Source organism: Tolypothrix campylonemoides VB511288_2, assembly GCF_045999855.1.
GTDB classification, from domain to species: Bacteria; Cyanobacteriota; Cyanobacteriia; order Cyanobacteriales; family Nostocaceae; genus Scytonema; species Scytonema bouteillei_A.
Window position 1 is genome coordinate 32488 of record NZ_JBFPMW010000009.1, and the last position, 24225, is coordinate 56712.

Consider the following 24225-nt stretch of genomic DNA (forward strand, 5'->3'; position numbering starts at 1 on the left):
CATCTTCATCCAATTCATCTTCAGCTAAAGGCAATTGAGCATCAACGGTTGGAATGACTTCCTCCTGCAGTTGTTCGTCGTCTTTCCGGTCTTCCTCATCTACGACTTCTGGTGTTTCAGCACTAATTTGAGAAACAGGGGTTTCTTCTTCTGAGTCCTGAGACACTGGTTGAGAGATGAGATTATCTTCACCTTCATCTTCATCCAATTCATCTTCAGCTAAAGGCAATTGAGCATCAACGGTTGGAATTGCTTCCTCCTGCAGTTGTTCGTCGTCTTTCCGGTCTTCCTCATCTACGACTTCTGGTGTTTCAGCACTAATTTGAGAAACAGGGGTTTCTTCCTCTGAGTCCTGAGATATTGGTTGGGAAATATTATTGTCATCTTCATTGAAGATTTGTTGAGCATTTACTGCTTGAATTGCCTCCTTGTCTTCATTGATGACTGTTTCAGTGCTATGTTCTGAGACTTCTACTTCTTCTGTAGGCTGAATAAAAGTTGATTCTTCAGACTCTTTAGTCAGTAATTGAGAACCATCACTAAAAACAGGCTCAGCAACTTCATGTGTTTCTTCTGGATCTTGAGCCATGACCTTCAAGCCTTCATTTTCTGGCTTGACTACACGGTCTTTGATAGCCGCCATAGCTGCTTGCCAATCCATGTTCAATACTGTTACTGGTAATGCTTCAGGCTCTTCATTTTTTTCATTGGTTTCTTCCATAACTAGAAGGAATTCACCAATGCGGACAACATCACCAGACTTGAGTGCATAAACTTGGTCTGTCTCAACAAGTTTATCGTTTACTAACGAGCCATTTATACTACCTAAATCAGAGTAATAGTAATTCCCATCACGCAAGAAGAACTTGCCATGTTGACGACTCACATCAAGACTATCAAGAACTAGACCGGATTTAGGAGAACGTCCAATAATGTACTCGTTGTTTTCATTGGGAATGAAGTTAAGGTTAACTTCGTTGATTTTACCCAAGGTTTCTGCATTCAAAACTCTGACTTTCATCATAAAATCTAACTTTTAATAGATTGACTTGAAGGATATAATTTTGCTTGGAGTGTGGCATATAAAATATGCCTATATCCAAACTAATCATTTGAGGTAATGCGCTTGTACAGAATTAAGTTTTTAGAACAAATTAAGCTTTTATTTGCTGATTAATTTTATTAATTTCTGTTACCCAGCGCTGACGAACTTTATGTTCGAGATTCAAAATTTCATCTTGTGACCAGTGAAAATGGTAAGCAAGAAAAGCTACCTCTTCATATAATTTATTTGAAGGGTAGCTTAAGGCTCCCCCACAAGTTCTAACTCCACTGCAAACTCATTATTGCAATGGGGGCACAAGGCAGGAATGCGTGCATTTCCTTGTTGGTTGACACGATTATAAAATTCTCGCAAATAGGCGATGTCGCGGATGACTAACTTTTCTAAAAAATCAGGAGTGACAGAATTGAGACTACCCAAGCGTGTAATAACTTGTGAAAGCATCACTAAGAAACTATAGCCAGGATTATCCCGAACACTAGGATGCTGTTGGGCTAAAATTTCATCTTTTGCTGTCGCCAAACGCATCACGCCTTGACGATGAACTCTGTTTTGATTATCTGTGATACCTTGCGGAAGAATAAAAGTAAATTCATTGTGCAGAGAATCTTTACGGGACATAGGAGTAAAAAGTAGGGAATAAACAACACAATTAAAGTTAACTAGTGAGGAGCGTCATTGGTCATTTGTCATTCGTCGTTAGTAAGGGTTTCAAGTGTATTTACCTAGTTACCTATGCGTTAATAAGTTGTTCGGTAACTTGAGATGTATCTTTAGCAGATGAAACTTCATTCCCAAAACCATTGATACAACGGTAAAAATCTTGAAGATAATTCATGTCTTGAGCATAAAAGTTTTCTACAACCATAGGGCTAAGTTCAGATAAAGCTCCTAAGCAAGTAATAACACGAGACAAAATGATAATTGTGGCATAGGCTGGATTAGACTTGACGCGAGGATCGCGTAAAGGTGCAATTTCATCTATAGCTGTTGCTAGTCGCATAACTCCTTTACGATGGATGTTACCGTCAGGGTCTACATAACCTTTGGGTAGTGTAAATTCAAACTCTTTTTGAAACATAAAGTTGACCGCTCCCTTTTTGCATGAGTAAATTGCGAAAGTTAATGATTGTTTGTGTTTTTCAGGTTGAAAGGGTTCTAATTTGATGCCACGCGCTTAAAGTTCTCGAAAGCAATTTCTAGTTCTTCAATCGCCATGTCTGCCTTACTAGCATGGAAGTCAGTAATTTTGTAATTGGTGACCCAACCTCTCGAAAATTGCAATCTTGTTTGTACTGTATTGGTAGAGTCTTGGATAGTTAAAGAAAAATCTCTACGTTTATTTGCCCAATTGCCTTGTTGAACATCTTCAAACCAGTTCCAAAGTGTCATGGAGTGGGTGAGACATCTACGAAGATTTATATTCCCCATTTTAACATTACCGGGAATTTTAGTTCTTACAGGAAGACCTTGTTGTGCTGAACCCCACTTACGAGGAGTCACTTCGCAAATTTCAATTAAGTCTTGTGAGTATGTAAATCCCGAACACTCCAGAAAAATGGCATCAATATTTTCTTGAGAACCATTTAGTGATAATTCTACATAGAAGCGATTCGTTAGAAGATTTTCAGGTAATACGCCTACAGCCATTGTTAATACTTGAAGAAATGATGACATCAAGAAGGAAATATTTTGAAAAATGGAGTCATAAACCCGTCTAGAAATTAAATATCTCGGGTCGTCATTAGTCATTCGCCATTTGTAAGGGTTTTAATGCATTATCTGAAAGTTCTGGTAGGGCGCAAGGCATTATGCCTTGACATCTTTTTTACCAGATGTCTATTGCGCCCTGACATCTTTTCTGAAAAGATTAACCAATTCCTTCATGCATTAATCGTATATGCTCAACAACTACACTGTTAGCACCAGCAGATAAATCACCCTCTAGACCGTGATGTATGGGATAACAATTAGTAATAGTAAATTGCATTTTAGGCTGTCCTTGAGTATCTGTTAAAAATACAAGACCTTGACCCTTGTTTTTGGATACTTGTGAAACTCCTCCATTCTGAGGGTTGCATTTTGTAAACCAATCCTTCAAACTGGTATCACCATCTGCAATAACTTTGACTTCAACAGGCTCTGGGTTATTTTGTAAACCAGGTAGAGATTGACGGTTTACGCCTTTATTGTTTCTACCAGTAATTTGCTCTCCAGCAGCTTCTACTGTTCTCGATAGATTGTTAATCGCAAAAATCATTTTACTATTAGGAACATAGGGATCTATAGTTAGATACCAAGTATTCCCACGTAAAGGTTCAGCTTGACCAGCCATATTTTCACTCCTTTTGAAGATAATAAATTACAAACAGTTCGCGAACAATGTCAAAAAGATGGGAGTTTTAGCGTTTTATACCAATTGAAAAACAGATTTCTAGGTGAAATCTCGATCGAAAATCCAAAATGGTATTAGCTTTCATTTTCTGCTTCGTAACCATTCCATTGGCTGATTCGGAAAACAACAAACTCAGCAGGTCTTACAGGACAAACGCCTATTTCAATATATAAACGTCCTAAAAGTCTAGTTTCTGGAGGGTTTAGTTCTTCATCACACTTGACATAAAAGGCTTGTTGTGGTGTAGCTCCAAATAAAGCGCCTTCACGCCATATACGCTCTAAAAAGTTACTAACATTGCGTGTAACACGCGCCCATAGGTCAAAATCATTGGGTTCAAAAACTACCCATTGTGTACCTAATTCCAATGACTTTTCAATATAACTTATGAGTCTCCGCACGCTAATATAACGCCACTCGGTCTTGTCTGGCTCAACTAAAGTTCGTGCGCCCCAAATGCGGATTCCTCGATTGGGAAAGTTGCGAATACAGTTGATGCCAAGAGGGTTTAAAAGCTCTTGCTCGCGGAAATTAGTGTCATAGCTCAGACCGATGACGCCTCTGGGAACTTCATTTGCTGGTGCTTTATAAACTCCTCTAGCTTCATCAACGCGACCCCACACGCCCATTACATGACCAGACGGAGGTATAAGAATTGGTCTACCAGCATTGCGTGGGTTAGGCACTTTTATCCAAGGGTAATAAAGCGCTCCAAACATGGAACGGCGGTTAAAATTGTGTAGCCAATCCACAACTTCTTGCGGTTTGACACGATCTGGTGGTGGATCGAATACGACCATGCGATTGGGTGGGTTGGGAATATCTCCACTAGCAGAACCTTCACACATACTGAGCATCAATTCCATGATGCCGTGAACTTGTTCTAAGTTCATGAGTCCTGCTTCATAGACTCGCATGAGATCGGGGCAAGAAATCATGGTGATTTCATCAATTTCAAACAGCCCCCTTACTCCCGTGCGATCGTCGCGTACTCCTTCTACATCTCGCATAAAGCGATCGGGCGAAGATGGCACAATGGGAGGAGCAAGTTCGTACTGACCGTTCGCTGGTCTTCGTGCTAATGGTCTTCCTGTCGAAGTCGCTTCTACTACAGTGACATACATGGAGTTGCGTAATGCCGTGACCGCATAAGTTCCAACTTGAGGAGGAACTTCAGAGTTCATAGTTAAGTTCTCATACTGTTCGAGAATTTCTTCACCTCGACGGATTTGAAGTGTGAAATACTCCCCTGTATTTGGAGGTGCTTCCCCTTCAACGCCTTCCGGGAGAGCACGAGGCGAACTATCACTAATTAAAATGTTAATTAATCCTCCGGCTGCTTGCTCGGAACGCAAGCTGAGAGTGAGGGATAAACGGTTCCCTCGACCATTGATTTGCACAACAGCTGGTTCTGGCGTTGTTAATTTAGTTGCATTGGGTAATTGAGTTCCAATACTCGCTATCCAACAGCGACCACCACCATTTAGAAAAAAGCCGTAAACTGCAAAAGGTAAGTAAGCGTTGAAGTCAGTGAAACCATCCGAGTTCGGACGAGCAAAATAGTTCAGATATTGCGTCCAATTGGTTATAAGCGTGGGCTTGAAGACTTCAGCGCCGTTTCGCACATCTTCTGTAAAGCCAACAAATCCTGCAACCGCAGTGCTAACACCTTCAATCGGTCTGGCACCCCGGTCAACTTCTTCAATGTAAACACCAGGTGCAAAGTAATCCAGTCTTGCCATGAAAATTTCTCCGTATCAAATCAGTTGTCAGGACGCTTTTGCGTTGCGTCTTTAACGCTGTATGTGTCAGTTCTCTTAAACAGGGGTAAGAAAAACTTCTTTAAATGTGAAAGTGTTGCCATCTACTAAGATGTTGCAATCTTGAGATAAATAACCGGAACAATCAAGTCTGACAACATAATTGCCCAATCGCAAGTTCTCAAAAAAGAACAATCCTTCTTGATTGCTTGTTGCTGACTTTTCCGTTCCCATCAAAGTCACTTTGGTTTCTGCAAGTGGTAAATTTGTCACTGCACTTTTAACAGCGCATGCAATCGAAACCCGCTTGTGGAGCATACGACTGTTACCATTTTTTTCCACTTCTGCGCTCAGACCAACAATTCGTTGCCAAATTAAAGGTACTGAAGTTTTATCCGGCTCAAAGGGTACTGCGATCGTTAAATACAACGCTGGACGCAAAGGAACATTTAAAGCACTCCATAAAGAACCTGCTTCAATAAATGGCGTGGCTGCAACATGTATGAATAAATTGCCAAAACCTCGTAGTTCTGGAGCTAAAAATTCTTCTCGGAGCGAACGGTGACGTAGTAGCAAGGTCAACGCTTCGTTTAAAAGATGATACTCTCCTAAAGCTGTCCGATTCCAAGCAGTCAGTATGAGCGATACATCAAACCAAATCGGTAAAGAACTTACATTAGCAGCTGATAAACCTCCTTCTGATATTCTGCGGTCTATCTGCCTTCCTGTTGATTGCACTTGTATGCTCTCTCTAATATCGTACAGGTAAAGATTTAGAAAAGGGCTTGCACTGTCATCCCGTCTAGTACCAGGAATATTAAAGTCAATTTGCTCCATACTGGTGAGAGAGGTTCCTCCAACCAGAATTTCTGCTAAGGTTTGGAGAAGAGCGATAAGCATAGCGGAAGCAGATAATCTGTATATTTTTAGATTAGAATCAAAACCCTATAAACGTGAATAGACTTTTGGCGAAATTCAGTTGAAGATCGCTTAAATATTGCACCAATTTATTATTTAGCTTAACTGGAACTTTAACTGGGTTATCTTGCCTGGTCAAATCTGATATTTTCATAAAATATAATGAATATGTCATTTGGTTAGATAAATGTTTCTAGAAAAGATGTAAGGGCGCAAAAGGTACAGAAAAAAGCAATTAACCGCAAAAGCAATATTTGAGACTAAACCCATGAGCAAAATATATCAGTTACACAAGTGACAGGCTGTTTTCTAAGCCAGCATCTAACGGTATGCAAACCATACTACAGTTTCAAGATGCGGATGGAGTTCGTTACTTTGACACAGCAGGATTTCCAGGTCGAACTGTAGGATTGAATGAAAATAACTTACACGAGATTGAGTCATTTGAGAACAAAAAGAGATTACTGAAAAATTATTCTTGAAGGAGATACTTCAATGTCAATTGTTTTAACTTTTACAAGCAATACTGTTGTTTTTAGGCAAGATCCCCGAAAACCATCTCAAGATACAGAGCATGCTAGTGTTAATGTCGATGAAACAAATATTGAGTTTTCTTCTATTGAAATCACTGATTTTCAAGGAATACCGTTCGCAAAACATTTGAATTTAAAAGTTCATATAGATGGGGATGGAATTGTATCCAATCAAGGGAATCAGATAAATACCTGGTTTATCAGTGTAAATGATGTATCTCAAATAAAATGTGATTCTTAAAAGCTAGGATACTGCGTAAACATAAGTCGATTTACCCCTTTATTTCCCCTTGTAAAGGGGAAAACTAAATTTTACTATTTTTTATGACTAAACTCTACAATACCAATCGGTTTGATAAAAAATTATGGATTGGGTTTCTTACTTTGGCTCAACCCTACTGGTTTCCTCTAGGAAAGCATAGTGCTTTGATAACTTTAGGTCTTCTATCATTATTGTTACTATTTGTTGGTATATCTTTATTTTTATTAGTGACTGCTTTTATATGGATAAGCCATTCTTTGTTTCCTCACTTAACAGAACAAATAGCTCCTGGTTTATTTAAGTTGCTAAATCAATTAATGACTTTTCCCAGTCTCTATTTAATAGCAAGTGGTATCATCATACCTGTCTTATTTTTCATTTTTTTTAGAAAATCATTAATTGCTCGGTGGCAACCTTGGATTTTACTTGCTCTTTTGCTATTTCTTTCATTAGCTGTCAGTGGCTTAAATGTCATTATTAGCTATGTGAGTCGCTTTTTTCAAACAGATTTAGCGAACAGGGATATCCCAGGATTTTGGAGATTTTTATGGGTCTATTTTAGTGTGTTTGTGGTTGGCATACCCATAACAGTCTATTTTAATTACGTACAAAGCAAACTAAGCCTATACTGGCGCGAATGGATGACTTATCGTTTTCTTGAACGCTATTTCCAGAACAAAGCTTACTACACAATTAATAATAATGATACAATAGACAATCCCGACCAGCGAATTTCTGAAGATATTAATTCTTTCACTAATTATTCTCTTTCTTTTCTGTTAGTCGTTCTCAATTCTATTATTTCTTTAATTTCTTTCATCGGAATTCTTTGGTCAATTTCTGTTACTTTAGTTTTTCTCCTTGTTGCCTATACTACCGTTGGTACAATATTTACTGTTATCCTCGGTAAGCGTCTCGTGTGGTTAAATTTTAATCAATTACAACAAGAAGCCAATTTTCGCTACAGCCTGGTTCATATTCGTAACAATACTGAATCTATTGCCTTTTATCGAGGAGAGGAACAGGAATTTCTTACTATTAAGCAACGGTTCATAGAAGTTTTAAAAAATTTTAATTTATTGATTGGTTGGCAGAAGAATTTAGGTTTTTTTACGACAGCCTATGGATATTTAAATGTTATCCTACCTTCTTTGATTGTTGCTCCTTTATACTTTGCACATAAAATTGATTTTGGCGCAATTACTCAGGCGGGTTTTGCCTTCGATCAAGTCTTGGGAGCTATGTCTCTTATTGTTAACCAATTCGATTCTTTGACGACTTTTGTTGCAGGTATTCATCGTCTGGAGGGTTTTCAAGAAGCGATCGCAGAACCATCAGAATCCCAGAGAGTCTTTGGAACAACTTTGGATGTGAGAATTGACAATAAAATTAAGTTAGAACACGTGACATTGCAAACTCCTAATTATGGGAAAAAATTAGTTAGAAATCTTTCTTTTGAGCTTCCATCGGGTCAAGGACTCTTAATTATGGGTAGCAGTGGAAGTGGTAAAAGTTCGTTACTGAGAGCGATCGCTGGTTTGTGGAATAGCGGTACGGGTTTATTAGTCCGTCCACCTCTCTCTGAAATGCTGTTTTTGCCCCAACGTCCTTATATGCCTTTAGGCAGTTTAAGACAACAACTTCTTTATCCACAAACCAGTCGCAATCTAACAGAAAAAGAATTATATGGCGTGTTGCAACTAGTCAATTTAGAAGATTTACCAGAACGAGTTGGTGGTTTTGATACGGTTCTCAATTGGGCAGATATTTTCTCCTTAGGCGAACAACAACGCTTAGCCTTTGCACGCTTATTATTAAGCGCTCCTCCTTACGCCATTCTAGACGAAGCAACAAGTGCTCTTGACGTACAAAATGAAGCTAAGCTTTATCACCTACTACGTACAACTCAAACGACTTTTATCAGTGTTGGACATCGGTCCAGTCTGATTCAATATCACGATGTGCTATTGGAGTTGGATGGTCAAGGAGATTGGCAATTACTTCCTTGTACTTAAATTCCTAAGAGATTTTTTCAAATTGCAATTTCCAACTTCTTGACAATTGCGTCCCAAACTAAAACTACTTACTTCTAAAAGTTTACACTTGAGCATTGGAGAATTTTATGCTGAATCCTTTTTCAAACTTTGAGTTAAATGTTGCTATTGAACTTGGTTATTTGGTTGATGCTGCTTACAATCAGTTCAATGCTAAAAAACAGAAACAAGTATGGACACCTGAAGTCTCAGGTGTATTGAAAATAGATGATGAAAATGAGTATAAAATACTAGCTACTTATGAAATACACGAACCATATAACTTTCTTGATATTTTAGATCGAGATATTGTTCCTTTTGGTTTTATTGCTGCAAAAGCAAATAACATATACATCGTCTTCCGAGGTACTGAAAATCCTTTAGAATGGTTCCGAGATGGAGAAATTCGACAAGTTCCTTATTTAGAGAATTGGGGAAAAGTCTCATTCGGTTCGCAAAAAATTTACCAAACTATTTCATCAAAAATTCTTGAAACGTTAAACGATCCAAACAAATGTGCTCCTGGCTCAAAAATTTTTGTCACGGGGCATAGTTTAGGGGGTTCTTTAGCCAGTTTATGCGTTCCAGATATTATTACTCATACTAGCTTTCAACAACCAATTTTGTATACCTTTGCTAGTCCGCGCACTGGAGATCCAACATTTGCTCAAACTTTTAAAACATCTCATATAGAATGTTATAGAATTGCCAATTCTGAAGATATCGTTCCTAATTTTCCTGTGTCTACATTAGATTTACCAGCAAAAAAAATCAGCTTTTTAAATAAGTTTGTAGCATTTCAAGTGACTAAAACTCAAGAACGTATTACCACAACTAGCTCCTCTATAAAGTCCGTACAAACTCAACCCGTTCAAAAAAATCTTGAAGTCAAGGTTGAAACAACAAGAGGACTTATGAGTGATTTAAATATGTTCAAATATAATGATACCTTTGAACATATCGGAATTCCTATTTATTTCACGGTTCAAAAGAATAGTATTGCTAATAACCACGATCTAAAAGGAACTTACATTCAAGCTCTTACACAAGATCTTAAGGTTTACTAAATGAAATAATCGCACAATCGAAATTGAGCACTTGTCAAGTAGAAATGGCAGTTTTTTTGAAGTTAACTAGATAATAGTCTTTGGACGATCGCCACTGCATTGGCAACTCCATCTTCATTTCTAATTTTTTCTCCCAAACTCACTGCACGCTGACGCATCACTCCATCGGTTACAACTGTTTGAATTGCTTGAGCAAGTCGTTCTGCCGTAAGTTGTTGGCGAGGGATTGGCTTTGTTCCAACCCCTAAGTCTGCAACCCGTTGTCCCCAAAAGCCTTGATCGCCAAAAAATGGAATAATAATTGTCGGCACTCCTGCCCTGAGTCCGGCTGCCGTAGTACCCGCACCTCCATGATGAACAACAGCCGCAACACGAGGGAAAAGCCATGCATGGGGAATGGAATTAACTAGGAAAGCGTTATCTGGTAAATTTTCTTTGTGCATTCCACTCCAGCCAGCGAGCATGATTGCGCGTTGCCCAGTTTTTTTAAGAGCTTGCAAAACCAGATCGGCAGTTTCTTCCGGGTTGCGATTGCCCATACTGCCAAACCCAATATAAACAGGCGGCGAACCTGCTTGCAAAAAGTCCACAAGGGCAGAAGATGGAGTCCAATCAGGTGCAGCGTCTAAGAACCAGTAGCCTGTGACACAGGTATTCTTCCAGTCTGATGGCTTGGAAATTACAGAAGGGCTGAAGCCGTAGAGCGTTGGATAGCGATGAAGATCGGAAGATTGACGAGGACTAAAAAATGAGGATATCGGTAAGTTAAGCACTTGCTTGCGGGCTGCTGTATCCCCCGAACGAGAACTTTGCCAAATAATTTGTCTGACCACTTGATGGGATAACCAATTGACAGTGCTTCCCAATCGGGTAAGCGATTGAGGAAACAGAACCCCAGGAAAGGTTTTGGTTGGGGTAAAGGGAAAAACGAAAGCTTGCAGCAATGGAATTTCTAACTTTTCAGCTAATGCCAGACTCAGGTAAAGCCCTCCAACACCCGCTATCAGTAAATCCATTCCTCGACAAGCCTCTACACCTGCTTGCGCCCAACAGGCTGCCACCCGTTCCGTTTCTTTTGCCATCCTCAAGGTTATGGTGATAAAGTTTCCTTTCTGGGAAAGCTCGCGCATTTCTGGCGTTTCAATCAGTTCTTGTACGTTCCCCTGCATAGCGTAGAACTCTAATCCGTGGGACTTGACGAGTCCCTCAAAGTTCTCGTGGGTCAATAGATGGACATCGTAACCCGCCGCTTTCAATCCCTTGCCTAAAGCAATGTAAGGTTGAACGTCTCCCTGGCTACCCAAAGCAATAATTGCAATACGTATCACAAATACTCCTGTTATTCCAAATTGAAGCGTGTTGACTTAATAAATGACATACCTGTCATTTTGATGATATTGTCATTTTGATAGGAGTGTCAACAATAGGGTATGCTAAGCTCAAGATATTAAGTAATCCCTTATGAAGCCATCTCGTCGAGCATCTATTGGTATGGAAAAACGAGAACGGACTCGATCCAGTTTGATTGAGTCTGCTTATCGAGTATTTGCTCGAAAAGAAATGGATGCTGTCACCGTTGACGATATCATTGCTGAGGCAGGTGTTGCCAGGGGAACGTTCTACAACTATTTTCAGACACGCGAAGATGTGTTGAGAGCCGTTGCAGCCTCCTTAAGTGATGAAATGAATCAAAAAATTTGGGCACAGTATGCAAAGGTTTCAGACCCAGCTGAACGTATGGCGATCGCCTTGCGTCAGTTTTTACACCAAGCGATGCGAGATGACACTTGGGGATGGGTCATTGTTCGCATTGGATTAGTGGCAGCCCCCTTGAGTGAAACGATCGAACGGGGTTTGATGTCGGATCTCGAAGCAGGGATACGGTTAAAGCGGTTTCAGGTTGATACCATGCAGGCAGCGCTCGATTTAGTTTTGGGAACAGCACTGATGGCAATGCGTAGTATTCTAGAAGGACATACCGAACCCAATTACCCAGAACAGATCGCGAAGTTGATTCTGAAATCTCTGGGAGTATCTGACGCTGAAGCCGATGCGATCGCATTCAAAACTTTGGTACCCTTACCTCAAAAAAGTGGACAGTAGGAGATTACCGAGTTATTTCTGGAATAGAAGATAATGTTTTATTAGTCACTGTGATTCGAGTAGGGCATCGTAGTAAGGTATATAAAAATGATAGTTGACAAATTAAGAATGCAAAATTCTTATCGACATTTGGGTTTCCCATTCTCACCCTGACTATCAAGACTGGAGCGATCGAGTTAGCGATCGCTTGTTTCCGAACCCGAGCCGAACAATGTTCCAATAAAATAACGATGAAACGATTGAGGAAGCTGATGAAAGTCTTCATCAACAAAAGCTGTGGGTAAATTTCTAGAGTTATAAGTGTTCCAGAAAAGAATTACCTGATGTTTGATATCTTCTTGGTTAAGATCGTGAATTAGGGCGGCGAATGCCTTTCCAGTATACGTGCCGTCTAAAGGAATATTTTCATAATTATTCATCTGAGTGACGGCTTTCATTCCTGACTCTGTAAAATGAGCATAGTCTTCGCCAAAGAATTCATGCCGAATACACAAATCTTTTTCTGTTATTTGCAAGATGGGAAAAGTAGAGTCTAGGGAGTGTAAAAGTGAGTTGGTTTGATTAAACAATCTGACTATTTTCTTTTCATTTGCGAATTGCGCTTTTACAACTCGAACAGCAATGACTTTTGACTTAAGACCAATCGCTTTTAAGCCTAGTACCAGCCCTGTAGCAGTTCCCATAGTTCCTAATGGTAGGTAAATCAAGTCTGGCTCGGGCATATAACCTTGCATAATTTGTTCTTTTAGCTCAAATGCTGCATTGACATAGCCGATTGTACCCAAGGGTGAAGAACCTCCAGGAGCAATAATGTAAGGTATGCGAGCTTCTTTTAAGGTATAGCGAACAAGTTGGGATACTGTGTGAAAAAAGAGTGCAAGTTGGTTCTGGTGCTGATGAAGATCTGCCTGATAATAATAACTTGTAAGAAGATTACGACGGACATAGCTAGCGTTTATTTGGGGCATGAGCATTGAAGTCGTGCGAATACCAAGAGAATGGGCATAAATTGCTGTTGCTAAGGCATGGTTAGACCCAGCAAAACCAAACGTCAATACTCGCTTTGAATGTTGGTTAAGAACGTCTCCCAACAGAAATTCTAATTTGCGGATCTTGTTACCCCCATAGATCGAACTACTCAGATCGTCTCGCTTGATGTAAAGTTGTTCTGCATTAAGTGTCTTTTCTATGTTATTCAGCTTATGCACCGGGGTTGATAATTCAGCTAACGATACATAAGGCAGTTTGGCTTGTAATTGTGGATAAGCCTTAAACAAAGGAAGCATTTTTCTGTCTCCTAAATAATTTATCATGAAACGTATATGTGTACGCTATTACATTGTTTGTAAGTGTTTGTTTGAATTACTATTTTCCAATCTTCTTCGTAATGCTTTCATTATGTGTAAAACACTGGTGTGATATACAGTGTCAGCAGTTGAGAAAATAATAAACCTCCTAGTAGTAATAGCCCCAAACAACCTTTTTGTATAAATGTAAGTTTTTGTAAATATTTTATAATGACACTCATGGCTTATTAGGAATACTTTTTTATTTATGGTTGTAGATAACATATCTACCTAAATTATGATTAACCCTGACTTATTATCTAGTTTCAGTTTCAAATCTTGGCTTGAGAGTGAAGATGAATCACTTAACAAAAAGTTAATGGTAGATTTATATTAATAGCTGTCAAACGGCTTAAATAGTTTGGAAGAAAATGTACCCTCCCTGTTATTTTTGTAAATTACAGGGAAGTCAAAACAATTTCCAATTCTTCCAAATGATTGAGGACTGCCATATTAACTAATTAATTGGTAGGTACAAAAGACCGCCTGACATTAGGTTGGCATAGGTAATATATAATTGTTACATGGATGACAGCGCTTATAACAGTTAATCCAGCAGTTGTTCGCGCTTGATAAAATACAAAGAAAAACGCAAATAAACCTAGAATTTGAAAAATTAAACTGATTAGCCAACCCCAATATTTGAGAGTAAATAGACCATAAGTTAGAAGAAAACTAATCGAGGAAAGAAATAGGAGAAATCCACCAATCAATTCTGCTACATTGCTTGGAAGTACTGGTGTGTGAAGTAGTTGATGTAAGTTGGAATTTTTGAGGAATAAAATTACTACTCCTTGAAATAACAGTGAAACACTGTTTATCAGTTGTAAGGAAGCGAGAATAGTCACACCTATTGGTCGTTGATTCATAATCGTTCTCCTTTGAGTTCAATATTTTAGTAAGGGATTGTATAGAGGTGATATTAATGCGGTCATAGCAGTTAACAAAGCAGCGGTTTCATGATGATTGGTGTATACTTTGGCTCCCACATTGCCTCTTTAATTGCTTTTTCAGCATCTGCAACTAAATCTGCTAAACCTTCTTTTTGTGCCTGAATTGCTAAAGCAGTGCCAATTGCTCGCGATACCTGATGAGATTCTTCTAACACTAGCATCACTAGTGCATAAGAATCTTTATACACAGGGCATAGCTTTGCCATTGCTTCTACAGCTGCATCATCGTTTCAATTCCAAAATTTGTATGTACTAGCTTTCACTCTGTAAATATTGCTGTGACAGATTGAATAAACACACTCTTAAAGTACAGTTTACGAGCTTCCCTAAGTTTGTACCAGCTAAGATGAACCAGTTAAACCCCTAACTTAACTGTGGAGCGGAGTTTAAGATGAATGCTCGTCAAGATAACATAAGGCACGAAAACGCAACCCAATTAATTGTTCGTACAGTGGATTTAGCTTACACAACGGAGGAATATGGATAGTTAAGTTACCAAACAGTTGTATGTTCCGTTCAAACGGACAAGAGTCTGGGATGAATTGGCACAAAAAGTTCGCCAATTGAATATTATTAATTTCAAATGCATCTAGCTTTTGCTGTAATGGTTGTAGTAAATTCAAATGATATGTATTCATGACGAGTTCCTCTTTGATGTTCGGTTTTTTCTCTTTGATTACCAAGTATCTAGAAAATATCAAATGAGTTCAAGAACAGATATTCCACTTACAAATCAACTGACCGTCAACTATGTACCAGTTAGCAGCTAGTTTTCTTGTTTGGTGCGATGTGTCAACTTTAGTTAAAGAACTGATTGTTGATTCAAGTTTTTGAGAAGATACAGAAATCATGATTGTGTCCATAAGTAATGGTTGTAAAAGTTGTACTTTAAGTTGGTGTGTCATGATTTCAATTTGCCTTCTTAAGAAAGCTATATGGGTGAAGAAAGTTAAGTTAGTCTTGAAGTTAGAAAAAACTTAAATACTCAGATAAAAAATATAAAGGCGGCTTATAAGCCAATGGAAATCCTGTGGGACAAGCATCCTTGCCCGTCTAACCATACTTCACTAGGATAAAGTTACAGGAAAAACTCTTCGTTATCTTTACTCTAACTTATCCTTCTTCGCCCATAGAAGTGGTGCTGTACGTGGAAACTAAGAACATCAGCACCTAAAAATAATCCTTCATCGAACATGGTACTATGATTCAGACTTCGACAGACGCAATGACTGTATATTTGCAGCAAATTAGCCAAATTTCTTTACTGATTCGCGATTGCGAAATTGAGTCCGGCAAACAACTGCAGTGAGCGATCGCATTATATGTAGGCTCTTCGCTGTAGGTTCGTGCATCCTCTTTAGGAATTCCCTCACTGTGTAAAAATCTTACTGTCAAAGCCAATCTTCCCAAGTTCTTAACTTTTTCTTTCTACAGTTGAACTAGAAATATAAAAACAATGAAGACTATGAATAATTTAAACCAAGATACAAAAATTGATTTTTAGCTAATTGATAAGTTGAATTTAGTTGGTTGGGGTTTGAATCCCCAACGCATATGTTCCTTCTGCCCTCTGCCCTCTGCCTCCTACCTTCTTCAAATATCTTGTATAATTTTTAGGTTTTAAACTTATGTCTGTACTTAACGAGCGACAACCAAACGAAATCCAATCGGGAAATTTTTGGATTGAATTCGTCAAAACCATTATTTTTAGCTTGGTTATTGCCTTTGGAATTCGTACCTTTATTATTGAACCGCGTTATGTACCATCTGGATCGATGGAACCAACTATTCAACCAGGAGAGCATTTACTCATAGATAAATTGAGTTATGATTTTACTTCTCCTAAACGTGGTGATATTGTTGTTTTTAATCCTACAAAAACATTAGAAGAAGACAATTTTCATGATGCTTTTATTAAACGTGTTATTGGATTACCTGGAGATAAAGTTGATGTAAAAAATGGGCAAGTTTTCATTAATAATGTACCCATAAAAGAAAATTATATCGAAGCTAAACCAGATTATACGTGGGGACCAGTTATTGTCCCAGCCAATTCTTATTTAGTTCTTGGAGACAATCGAAATGATAGTTTTGACAGCCATTATTGGGGTTTTGTTCCCCGTAATAAAATTGTCGGTCGGGCAATTTTCTCCTTCTGGCCTTTCAACCAAATTGGAGGAATACATAGACCTACTTATAACTTGAATACAATAAATGCTAATAAGAAGGTGTAGAAATTGCCATAACCCTTTCTTTAGCTCCAAGCCAAATCCGAGATTTTATGATATTCTCTCACAGACATATTTCTCTAGAGTTGCGAGTTGGAGCAGACAGAGACACAGAATTGCAAGAAATGTTAGAGGATGAAGCCCATTCTCCTTTTAATTATGTTTTGGAAAAATCTATCCATCAAGACCTTCATGGCTTACTATCTAGGTTGTCTTCTCAACAAAGAGAAGTTAAACGTTTGCGCTTTGGTTTTACAGATGGACATGAACTGTCTTTAGCACAAATCGGTCATGGTATGGGTATTACTCGAGAACGAGTACGATAAATAGATATGAAGGCTTTGAGTATCCCGCGCCGCAACCGAGATAAAATAAGCGATTATTTAGCTAGTTAAAGTTCTACAAACTGTAGGGGCGCGGTGGTTTTGCGCCCTTACAAATAGTGTAAGTACACATAATTTTATACAGCTTTCGCTCGCTCAAATCGAACAACATTCATGTTGAGTAAATTCTCTTTCTTTCTAGAGGGGTGCTGAATGTTTAAACGGTCGAATTCATAGCGAGTTGTATCAATTTGGAGATATTGGCACAGATTCATCAAGTTACTACCACCATAATATAGTAATTTTTTATCTTGGTCGAGTAATACTTCTAGGATTTCCTGAATTTGCTGTTCTTGTGCTTTTTGAGAAGGAAAACTAGTATGAAAAGAGTCAGCGATCGCGTGTAAAATAAGTTTTTCTTCTCTTGTTTTTTCAATATCTTTAACTGTGTTTTTTTCCAGTGCATAGCTCATAAAAAAATTAAGTTGTTTTGTCTTTAATTCAGTAAATACCTGCTCAATGATGTGGTTTTTTACATATTCCATAATTAATGGTTGCAGTGTATATTGTCCCAATTGCATTTCAAGCAAAGAACGCCTAATAAGCCCCTCCAAAGCCTCCAATAAATCTACTTTTGAAACAGTAGGTATAATATCGTTAATTAAATCTGTAATGGTTGTCCAGTTGCCATTGATTGTCAACCAGTACATAATGGTTTGCTCCAAGTGTGAGAGGCGATTGAATTGTTGTTCTAACAAGCGACGTATACCATTGAAAACAACAGTTCTTTGTTTAAGGAATTCTTTGATATTACCGTCAAATAAGTCTAGAATTGAAGTCGCAACAATTTTTATGACTTGAGGGCTATTACCATAGCGATCGCACAATTGTTGTTTTTGTTTTTCACTCCCTATTAATCCTTTTAGTTCGAGTATAGAAGAAGCAGCTTCCTGACAACCCCCTAACTTCAAAGAATGCACGGGTACATCAGTTCCTTCGCTAGAGGCTATCTCAGAAGGCTTTTCACGACTAGTCAACATCAAACAGCTTTGATGTGTTGTTTCTCCAATCACTTGGAGTAATTGACTATACCCTTCATAACCGGGAAGGTATTGTCCTGGGTAACCAGGATCTAACACTGATTCCAAATTATCTAAAATCAACAGACATCGAGAATTACGCAAATAATGCATTAATCGTCCAATATCGCCTTTGGTTTCTTTATGATTAGACAAAAAGGAAACCAAGTCTGCAACCAAAGTGTTGAGCGAAGGCGCTTTTGATATAGATCGCCAAATGAGGTATTCAAACTCATGCTGAACTTGTCGCGCAAACTTGCTTGCAAGAGTTGTTTTTCCAATTCCTCCCATCCCGAGGACTGCAATTAGACGACATCGATCTATTAGTACCCACTGTTGCAACTGCATGAGTTCTTCATTGCGACCTTGAAAAACTCCAATATCTGCTGCTTCAGACCAATCAAATGCTTGAGGACCACCACATTGAGTATAATCTCCTTTGTCTAATTCTATACCAAAGGCTTGAAAACAGTATTCTAACGATCGCTTGTCTACCTTCTCTGTACGTGCCAGGATGCGGGAAATGGTGTGTAATGATAAGTTGGTGCGATCGCTCAGTTCTTCATAAGAATAGCGATTCCCGTTATTATTTTGCAACTCAAACTCGCGTTTAGTGTTCTGGAATTTGTTCCAACCGTTAGTCGTCAGAATAACACCACGTTTGCGGGCTGATTTTGCGGCGATAGACATAAAATTTTCCCCAGTAACGTTTTGCTGACATTTTCAAGCGTAGAGCGTACTCCAGAGTAAAGTCTTGTCCTTTCGCGCAAATGACTTTCCGAATTCGGAAAGTTGCATTGCCAATTTTGGCAATTTTCAAGTTTAATGGCAAAGACGCCCCAGCAAAACTTCTCCATTCGACATTGGATAAATACCATCAGGTTCCGTGTAAATAAATCCTCCTTCATCAGTGAGTGCATCACTCTGGTTTTGTGCTGGTACAGACTCTATCTCATAGGTTGGGAAGGGAGAATTTAGCAAGTCATCAGGTAAAGTAGGTAAGCTCCCATTTGCTGTAATAATCAATCTACTTTGGGGACTTTTGCGAGCGATACATCTATTAGCAATGAGCGTACTTCTATCCAAGACAACTGCAGGCAATTCCACCAATCCATTATTGGGGGTAATATCTTGAACGTTAATTTGAACAATTCCATTGAAGGCAGAATCCTTTCCCGTGGCAGTTATATCGCTCAAAGAAGTATTTTCCGAGCGAAACTGGAAACCCAAAAGAGTATTGGTATTAATATCAACATTTCCCCCACGAGCGTTTGCAGAATTAGCACTAATGTCGCTATTTTCTTTGGGTACAGCTACGAGTGAAGATGTTCTGATACTAATATTACCACCATTACCAGATCCAAATGCCGAGGTAGTGATTTGACTGCCACGTTGCATGAGGAGCAGATTTTTTACTTGTAGATCTATATTGCCTCCTCGACCGGATGCAGTCGCAGATGTTATTGCACCCCCACGATCTAAAACGATAGAATTTGCCTTAACTTGCAGCGTTCCAGCATCACCTGTCCCCTGGTTACTCGCTTCAACACTTGCACCATTGGTCACACGTAACCTTCCAGTATTGATAATAATATCTCCAGATGAGCCTTGAGGTACTGGTGACAGCCGATAAGCCTGTTGCAATTCTCGATCGGGAAGAGGAGCAGACACCCGCACGCTACTTGGTAGCCCCGAATCAAATCCTTTACCATCGATATCAATCGAGACTGTAGCATTGATGACTGCACTACCTGCGTTACCAGATGCTACGGTAGAAGAATTCACTGTTCCCCCATCTCGAAGAACTAACTTTCCCGTGTCGATCGCGATCTTTCCAGCATTTCCATTCCCTAGAGTGGCGGCTGATATATTGCTCGACAAGAAAGCATTTCTCGCTCCAACGATTTCTATCGAGTCAAAAGCATTTACAGTTACCTCCCCTCCTTCCCCATCTCCTAACGTCGAAACTGCAATACCACCTCCATCGCGAATTGTTAATTGCCGAGTTGATATACTAACGCTACCCGCATCCCCAGAACCTAACGCCACAGAAGCGATGTTGCTATTTCTCAAGAGATCTAGAGGCGAAAATCCAAGCACTTGCACTGAATCAGAAGCATTGACGATCGCCCGACCCGAATTACCAGTTCCAAAGGAACGAGCACTCACTGCAGCCCCATCTCGAACGATTAATTGTTGTGTTGCGATCGCAATATCTGCTCCCGTTCCACTTCCCAAAGTTTGCGAGTCCAACCCACTACGAAGTCTACCATCTAGAGTTGTTGAACTCATATCCAAAGAGCGAGCATTAACATTTATACTTCCCCCTTGTTGTTCTCCTTGGTTTTGAACTAGCATCTGCGAGCCATCTGTAAGGGATACCCTTTCTCCCCACACTTGAATTGAACCGCCACCACTGCTATCAGCTAAAGCTTTTTGAGAGAATTGAATATCTTGAAAGTTTTGAATTCCTTGATAGCTCAAAGCCAAGCTTTGAGAAACAAGACTCAGCTCAACTTGTTGTCCGGTTCCGACACTCCCTAACTCAATTCTTCCTTGTTCTGCTGTTAATGTACCGCCCTGAATGTCTATATTTCCCCCAACTAACGCCAAGGTGTTTCCAGGTAGCACAACTAAACCAGTAACGGTGTTACCTTTAATTGTCGGGGAACCAACGGCTCCCGGAACAGATAAATCGTAACCATTTCCCTGCACGCGAATGGTTTTAGGATTTTGTCCGAATTGCAAGCCAATAGGAACGCTCATGGTTAACAAGGGTGCGGCTTGGGGAGCGGTAGCGCTAAATTGAAAACCATCAGCAAAGTTAATGGTATTGGCGGTAGTACCAACAAACGAACCGCCTATATCGAGTCGAGCATTTGGACCAAATACTATTCCATTGGGATTCAACAAAAATAGGTTAGCCTTACCGTTTGCTCGGATTAACCCATCTATATTAGACACTGACCCACCTGAGATCCGACTGAAAATATTTTGGATATCTCCTGCATTGTTGAAGTAAGCAGAACCTCCACCAGAGATAGAAAACTGGCTGAAACTGTGAAACAAATTATTTCCCCTTCTTGCGCCTCCGTCTATCTGAAAGTTAGGATTGCCCGAAACTTGCGTTCGCTCTTGTGCTGACAATGTTTCATCGGGTATAACCTCAGCTATTGCCACTTTCGCCACATTCAGCAAGTCGGACAAAATTATGCCACTTACAGCTAACAGCCACTTGCCAAGACAGTTTCTAGCAATCATTTCCCAAAGGAGGAATACACTATTGAACTTTAATACAGAAGTTTACTATCTGAGTAGGGAAATATGCTCAAAAGTTCTCTATCTAAAGTTGTATTTTTCAGCAACAAATGTATTTCTTCACTATCGTAATTGTATTCTCAATTTGGGTGTTGGAGGTTTGCATGGGCTTACACCAGTGTTTGAAAACTAGCCGCCTGCTGAACCTTTTCTTTCTCTGTAGCTTTACCATCTGCTTGTGTTTGGGTCAAGTTTCCCTGACATTTAGGCAAATACAACTTGGTGGAGTGGTAATTGCTCGATCGCTCGATTGGAAACACTTAATGCAACAAGGGTTAAATTTCTATAGAACCGGAGACTTTCAAGGAGCAATTTCGCTTTGGGAAGCAGCTTTAAGCAGCAATTCCCAACAAAAATCTGAAGATACGGTGACAGTTTTAAAGTACTTGGTACGAGCTTATCAACAAGTTGGTCGGATAGATCGAGCGATCGCGACTCTCAATCAACTCATAGCCCACTATCAAAAAGTTGGCGCGAGTCTACAGCTAGGAAGAATGCTCGCAGAACTTGCTCAGGTATACAGTAGCTTGGGACAGCAGCGCAAAGCGATCGCTCTGTTATGTGGCGACAGTAAGGTAGACCCAAACTGCATCAAAGAAACTGCTTTGAACATCGCCCGCAACCATTCAGATACACTCTCAGAAGTCACCGCCTTGGGTAGCTTGGGTAATGCTCACCGTTTGCAGGGCGATTACGAACAAGCTATTAAATATTTTGAAAAAGTATTGACAGTAGTGGATTATAATGATTACAAATTGCACGTTATCTCTGCGTTAACTGGTTTGGGAAACACCTACACTAGCCTTGCTAAACGCGATTATCGCCGACTTCAGTTTGCCAAACAAGCAGCCGATAAAATGGCAGTGGAAAAATTTGCTCGCAATGCCAATGATTGGGATAGCAAAGCGATCGCCTTCTTTGAAAAGAGCATTGCCCTTGCTCGCAGACATAACGAGCCGATAAATGAACTGCGATCGCTACTCAACCTATTCATACCCTATCATCGGAGTCGCACAGACGTTTCTTTAGGCAGCACTCTACAGCAAGCGTTGAATGTCTTAAAGCGGCTACCAGATTCCCGCGATAAAGCTTATGCAGCCATTCGGTTGGCTAGTTTATATCAACTCCTGAGCTTACCTCCTGCAACTTCGGATGCTGTTTCAGCAACTCGCTGTTTAAGTACAAATGTGCCTTTTGAAACAGTAGAGCTACTCCAGCAAGCCATTGCGATCGCTCAACGCTTGAAAGACCAACAATCTGTATCCTTTGCATTGGGTCGTTTAGGACACGTATATGAATGTCGTCAAAACTATCCTCTTGCATTGCAACTAACGCAACAAGCACAATTGGTTGCAGGAATGCAGGAGAGCCGTTATCTGTGGGATTGGCAAGCAGGGCGAATTTTACAAGCGCTTTCAAGAACTAAAGAGGCGATCGCGTTCTATAAAAGCTCAGTTAAGACTTTAAAAGAAATTAGGGGAGATTTAGCGATCGCTGGACGCGATTTCCAATTTGATTTCCGTGACACTGTTGAACCTATTTATCGTGAATTAACTGAATTGTACCTAGAGCAAGCACAGGGAGATAGAGAAAATGGAAAATGGGGTGATGAAAAAAATCACAAATCCATTGAGTCTGCTCTAGAAACAATTGATAGTTTGCGTTTGGCAGAACTACAAAATTATCTTGGGGATGATTGTTCCTTAGAAGCGATCGTAAAACCCGTCACCCTAATTGATGAAAAAACAGCTGTCATCAGCACCATGATTCTTAAAAACAGAGTTGCAGTCATCCTAACTCTACTAAATCAAGATAAAAGCTTTCAATCACACGTGTATTGGATACCAGCAACAAGTCAGGACGTAATTACAACCGTCAACCAACTACGTCTCAAGCTTGAAAAGCGCTCTGATTTAGCAAATACCTATCAAGAAAAATCACAGCAAGTCTACGACTGGCTCATTCATCCCTTCGCCAAATACTTACAACAAGCACAAATTGAAACTTTGGTCTTCATTCAAGATGGAATTCTCCGCAGTATTCCAATGGCAGCACTTTATGATGGCAATCAATTTTTAGTTGAGCAGTATGCCATTGCCAGTACCCTGAGTCTCACCTTAGTCGATCCAGCCCAACTTAACAGAAAATCTCTACAAGTTTTAGGTTTTGGTTTGACGAAACCTTCTGTAGTTGAGGGACCAACCTTTTTTGAACCATTAAATTATGTCAAGTCGGAAATTGATAGCATCACAACTATCCTTCCCGGTAGTAAAGGATTAATTGATGATGCTTTCACTCTCGAACGCTTAAAACAAGAACTCACGAAAAATCCTTTTCCGATTATCCATCTAGCAACTCACGGGAAATTTGGCATCGATTCACAAGACACTTTTTTAGTAACTGGTAAAAAGTATATGGGAGACAAGGACGCATTAAATCAAAACTTAAAACTTGGAACTTATAACTATAATGAAAAGCTAACTATGAATCAACTTTATCAAATTATTCAGGAGGTGTATCGAGACAAATCATTGGATTTATTAACACTAACAGCTTGTGAAACTGCAGCAGGTAGCGATCGCGATGCTTTGGGTATTGCTGGGATTTCGCTCCAAGCAGGCGCACGCAGTGTTGTTGCTTCTCTTTGGCAAGTGGACGATGAGTCTACCGCTCAACTAATTACTCAGTTTTATCGCTTTCTGGGACAGGGAATGAGTCGAGCAAAAGCGCTGCAATCTGCTCAAAAAATTTGGCTTCAGGAACATCGAGGCGATCGCAGCCATCCCGGTTATTGGGCGGCGTTAATTTTGGTGGGAAGTTGGCTGTGAAGTGAAAACAGTTCCG

Annotated in this window: 23 protein-coding genes and 1 pseudogene; 8 read left to right on the forward strand and 16 right to left on the reverse strand. The window is 39.7% G+C overall.

Annotation, left to right across the window (positions count from 1 at the left end; all coding sequences use genetic code 11):
• From AB0756_RS24650 to AB0756_RS24685, 8 genes and pseudogenes are all read right to left on the reverse strand, one after another.
• A partial coding sequence (locus tag AB0756_RS24650) for an FHA domain-containing protein (protein ID WP_408104015.1) occupies positions 1-1024 on the reverse strand: 1024 nt, incomplete at its 3' end.
• Positions 1025-1154: 130 nt separating this feature from the next.
• Positions 1155-1283 (reverse strand): annotated as a pseudogene (locus tag AB0756_RS24655) (DUF6760 family protein); the annotation flags it as partial.
• A gap of 20 nt (positions 1284-1303) precedes the next feature.
• The gene (locus AB0756_RS24660) at positions 1304-1684 is read right to left on the reverse strand and encodes a hypothetical protein (RefSeq protein WP_038072850.1); all 381 of its coding nucleotides are present in this window, start codon (positions 1682-1684) and stop codon (positions 1304-1306) included.
• 112 nt (positions 1685-1796) lie between these two features.
• Complete coding sequence (locus tag AB0756_RS24665; protein WP_038072860.1) at positions 1797-2144, reverse strand: hypothetical protein; 348 nt, start codon at positions 2142-2144, stop codon at positions 1797-1799.
• Positions 2145-2221: 77 nt separating this feature from the next.
• Positions 2222-2815 carry a phage tail protein gene (locus tag AB0756_RS24670; RefSeq protein WP_237265963.1) on the reverse strand — a complete coding sequence of 198 codons (594 nt, stop codon included), beginning with the start codon at positions 2813-2815 and terminating at the stop codon, positions 2222-2224.
• Between the two features lie 118 nt (positions 2816-2933).
• Complete coding sequence (locus AB0756_RS24675; RefSeq protein WP_038072862.1) at positions 2934-3398, reverse strand: phage tail protein; 465 nt, start codon at positions 3396-3398, stop codon at positions 2934-2936.
• Positions 3399-3532: 134 nt separating this feature from the next.
• Positions 3533-5200: a phage tail sheath family protein gene (locus AB0756_RS24680; protein WP_050046704.1), complete on the reverse strand. Its 1668-nt coding sequence runs from the start codon at positions 5198-5200 to the stop codon at positions 3533-3535.
• Between the two features lie 75 nt (positions 5201-5275).
• Complete coding sequence (locus AB0756_RS24685; protein ID WP_038072864.1) at positions 5276-6118, reverse strand: Pvc16 family protein; 843 nt, start codon at positions 6116-6118, stop codon at positions 5276-5278.
• Positions 6119-6465: 347 nt separating this feature from the next.
• Between AB0756_RS24685 and AB0756_RS24690 the strand changes: the two genes are divergently transcribed.
• From AB0756_RS24690 to AB0756_RS24705, 4 genes are all read left to right on the forward strand, one after another.
• The gene (locus AB0756_RS24690; RefSeq protein WP_153021437.1) at positions 6466-6618 is read left to right on the forward strand and encodes a hypothetical protein; all 153 of its coding nucleotides are present in this window, start codon (positions 6466-6468) and stop codon (positions 6616-6618) included.
• A 13-nt stretch (positions 6619-6631) separates the two neighbouring features.
• On the forward strand, positions 6632-6910 hold the full coding sequence (locus tag AB0756_RS24695) for a hypothetical protein (RefSeq protein ID WP_038072865.1): 279 nt from the start codon (positions 6632-6634) through the stop codon (positions 6908-6910).
• A gap of 83 nt (positions 6911-6993) precedes the next feature.
• Entirely contained in the window at positions 6994-8946 is a 1953-nt protein-coding gene (locus tag AB0756_RS24700; RefSeq protein WP_038072866.1) for an ABC transporter ATP-binding protein/permease, read from the forward strand.
• 107 nt (positions 8947-9053) lie between these two features.
• Positions 9054-10031, forward strand: a complete 978-nt coding sequence (locus tag AB0756_RS24705) for a lipase family protein (protein WP_050046703.1) — start codon at positions 9054-9056, stop codon at positions 10029-10031.
• 62 nt (positions 10032-10093) lie between these two features.
• Here AB0756_RS24705 and AB0756_RS24710 read toward each other — a convergent pair whose 3' ends face one another.
• On the reverse strand, positions 10094-11359 hold the full coding sequence (locus tag AB0756_RS24710; protein ID WP_237265964.1) for a glycosyltransferase: 1266 nt from the start codon (positions 11357-11359) through the stop codon (positions 10094-10096).
• 133 nt (positions 11360-11492) lie between these two features.
• On the opposite strand from AB0756_RS24710, the gene AB0756_RS24715 reads away from it, so the two are divergent.
• Complete coding sequence (locus AB0756_RS24715; protein WP_038072867.1) at positions 11493-12134, forward strand: TetR/AcrR family transcriptional regulator; 642 nt, start codon at positions 11493-11495, stop codon at positions 12132-12134.
• Between the two features lie 176 nt (positions 12135-12310).
• On the opposite strand, the gene AB0756_RS24720 is transcribed toward AB0756_RS24715, so the two are convergent.
• The 5 genes from AB0756_RS24720 to AB0756_RS24740 form a co-directional block, all read right to left on the reverse strand.
• Positions 12311-13420, reverse strand: a complete 1110-nt coding sequence (locus tag AB0756_RS24720) for a 1-aminocyclopropane-1-carboxylate deaminase/D-cysteine desulfhydrase (RefSeq protein ID WP_167844779.1) — start codon at positions 13418-13420, stop codon at positions 12311-12313.
• 521 nt (positions 13421-13941) lie between these two features.
• On the reverse strand, positions 13942-14349 hold the full coding sequence (locus AB0756_RS24725; RefSeq protein ID WP_038072870.1) for a hypothetical protein: 408 nt from the start codon (positions 14347-14349) through the stop codon (positions 13942-13944).
• 71 nt (positions 14350-14420) lie between these two features.
• A complete protein-coding gene (locus tag AB0756_RS24730) occupies positions 14421-14639 on the reverse strand; it encodes a hypothetical protein (protein ID WP_038072872.1) in 219 nt (72 codons plus the stop codon).
• A gap of 180 nt (positions 14640-14819) precedes the next feature.
• Positions 14820-15071: a Mo-dependent nitrogenase C-terminal domain-containing protein gene (locus tag AB0756_RS24735; RefSeq protein ID WP_082051891.1), complete on the reverse strand. Its 252-nt coding sequence runs from the start codon at positions 15069-15071 to the stop codon at positions 14820-14822.
• Positions 15072-15140: 69 nt separating this feature from the next.
• Complete coding sequence (locus AB0756_RS24740; RefSeq protein ID WP_050046702.1) at positions 15141-15338, reverse strand: hypothetical protein; 198 nt, start codon at positions 15336-15338, stop codon at positions 15141-15143.
• 723 nt (positions 15339-16061) lie between these two features.
• Here AB0756_RS24740 and lepB point away from each other — a divergent pair.
• Complete coding sequence (lepB, locus tag AB0756_RS24745; protein WP_050046701.1) at positions 16062-16667, forward strand: signal peptidase I; 606 nt, start codon at positions 16062-16064, stop codon at positions 16665-16667.
• Between the two features lie 8 nt (positions 16668-16675).
• Positions 16676-16987 (forward strand): sigma factor-like helix-turn-helix DNA-binding protein, encoded by a 312-nt coding sequence (locus AB0756_RS24750; RefSeq protein WP_272900273.1) that lies wholly within the window; start codon positions 16676-16678, stop codon positions 16985-16987.
• 134 nt (positions 16988-17121) lie between these two features.
• Here the strand turns inward: AB0756_RS24750 and AB0756_RS24755 are convergent, their stop codons facing one another.
• Positions 17122-18753 (reverse strand): NB-ARC domain-containing protein, encoded by a 1632-nt coding sequence (locus AB0756_RS24755; protein ID WP_050046699.1) that lies wholly within the window; start codon positions 18751-18753, stop codon positions 17122-17124.
• A 132-nt stretch (positions 18754-18885) separates the two neighbouring features.
• On the reverse strand, positions 18886-21324 hold the full coding sequence (locus AB0756_RS24760) for a two-partner secretion domain-containing protein (RefSeq protein ID WP_050046698.1): 2439 nt from the start codon (positions 21322-21324) through the stop codon (positions 18886-18888).
• Positions 21325-21485: 161 nt separating this feature from the next.
• Between AB0756_RS24760 and AB0756_RS24765 the strand changes: the two genes are divergently transcribed.
• Entirely contained in the window at positions 21486-24209 is a 2724-nt protein-coding gene (locus AB0756_RS24765; protein WP_038072925.1) for a CHAT domain-containing protein, read from the forward strand.
• Positions 24210-24225 lie beyond the last annotated feature (16 nt).

Excerpts from the sequence above, each read along its gene's own strand:
- AB0756_RS24695 (WP_038072865.1), top strand. The coding sequence starts at position 6,632 with ATGTCAATTGTTTTAACTTTTACAAGCAATACTGTTGTTTTTAGGCAA.
- AB0756_RS24765 (WP_038072925.1), top strand. The coding sequence starts at position 21,486 with ATGGGCTTACACCAGTGTTTGAAAACTAGCCGCCTGCTGAACCTTTTC.
- AB0756_RS24685 (WP_038072864.1), bottom strand. The coding sequence starts at position 6,118 with ATGCTTATCGCTCTTCTCCAAACCTTAGCAGAAATTCTGGTTGGAGGA.
- AB0756_RS24660 (WP_038072850.1), bottom strand. The coding sequence starts at position 1,684 with ATGTCCCGTAAAGATTCTCTGCACAATGAATTTACTTTTATTCTTCCG.
- AB0756_RS24755 (WP_050046699.1), bottom strand. The coding sequence starts at position 18,753 with ATGTCTATCGCCGCAAAATCAGCCCGCAAACGTGGTGTTATTCTGACG.
- AB0756_RS24740 (WP_050046702.1), bottom strand. The coding sequence starts at position 15,338 with ATGACACACCAACTTAAAGTACAACTTTTACAACCATTACTTATGGAC.
- AB0756_RS24720 (WP_167844779.1), bottom strand. The coding sequence starts at position 13,420 with ATGCTTCCTTTGTTTAAGGCTTATCCACAATTACAAGCCAAACTGCCT.
- AB0756_RS24665 (WP_038072860.1), bottom strand. The coding sequence starts at position 2,144 with ATGTTTCAAAAAGAGTTTGAATTTACACTACCCAAAGGTTATGTAGAC.
- AB0756_RS24705 (WP_050046703.1), top strand. The coding sequence starts at position 9,054 with ATGCTGAATCCTTTTTCAAACTTTGAGTTAAATGTTGCTATTGAACTT.
- AB0756_RS24760 (WP_050046698.1), bottom strand. The coding sequence starts at position 21,324 with ATGATTGCTAGAAACTGTCTTGGCAAGTGGCTGTTAGCTGTAAGTGGC.
- AB0756_RS24715 (WP_038072867.1), top strand. The coding sequence starts at position 11,493 with ATGAAGCCATCTCGTCGAGCATCTATTGGTATGGAAAAACGAGAACGG.
- AB0756_RS24730 (WP_038072872.1), bottom strand. The coding sequence starts at position 14,639 with ATGGCAAAGCTATGCCCTGTGTATAAAGATTCTTATGCACTAGTGATG.
- AB0756_RS24680 (WP_050046704.1), bottom strand. The coding sequence starts at position 5,200 with ATGGCAAGACTGGATTACTTTGCACCTGGTGTTTACATTGAAGAAGTT.
- AB0756_RS24725 (WP_038072870.1), bottom strand. The coding sequence starts at position 14,349 with ATGAATCAACGACCAATAGGTGTGACTATTCTCGCTTCCTTACAACTG.
- AB0756_RS24700 (WP_038072866.1), top strand. The coding sequence starts at position 6,994 with ATGACTAAACTCTACAATACCAATCGGTTTGATAAAAAATTATGGATT.
- AB0756_RS24675 (WP_038072862.1), bottom strand. The coding sequence starts at position 3,398 with ATGGCTGGTCAAGCTGAACCTTTACGTGGGAATACTTGGTATCTAACT.
- AB0756_RS24690 (WP_153021437.1), top strand. The coding sequence starts at position 6,466 with ATGCAAACCATACTACAGTTTCAAGATGCGGATGGAGTTCGTTACTTT.
- AB0756_RS24735 (WP_082051891.1), bottom strand. The coding sequence starts at position 15,071 with ATGAATACATATCATTTGAATTTACTACAACCATTACAGCAAAAGCTA.
- AB0756_RS24670 (WP_237265963.1), bottom strand. The coding sequence starts at position 2,815 with ATGACTAATGACGACCCGAGATATTTAATTTCTAGACGGGTTTATGAC.
- lepB (WP_050046701.1), top strand. The coding sequence starts at position 16,062 with ATGTCTGTACTTAACGAGCGACAACCAAACGAAATCCAATCGGGAAAT.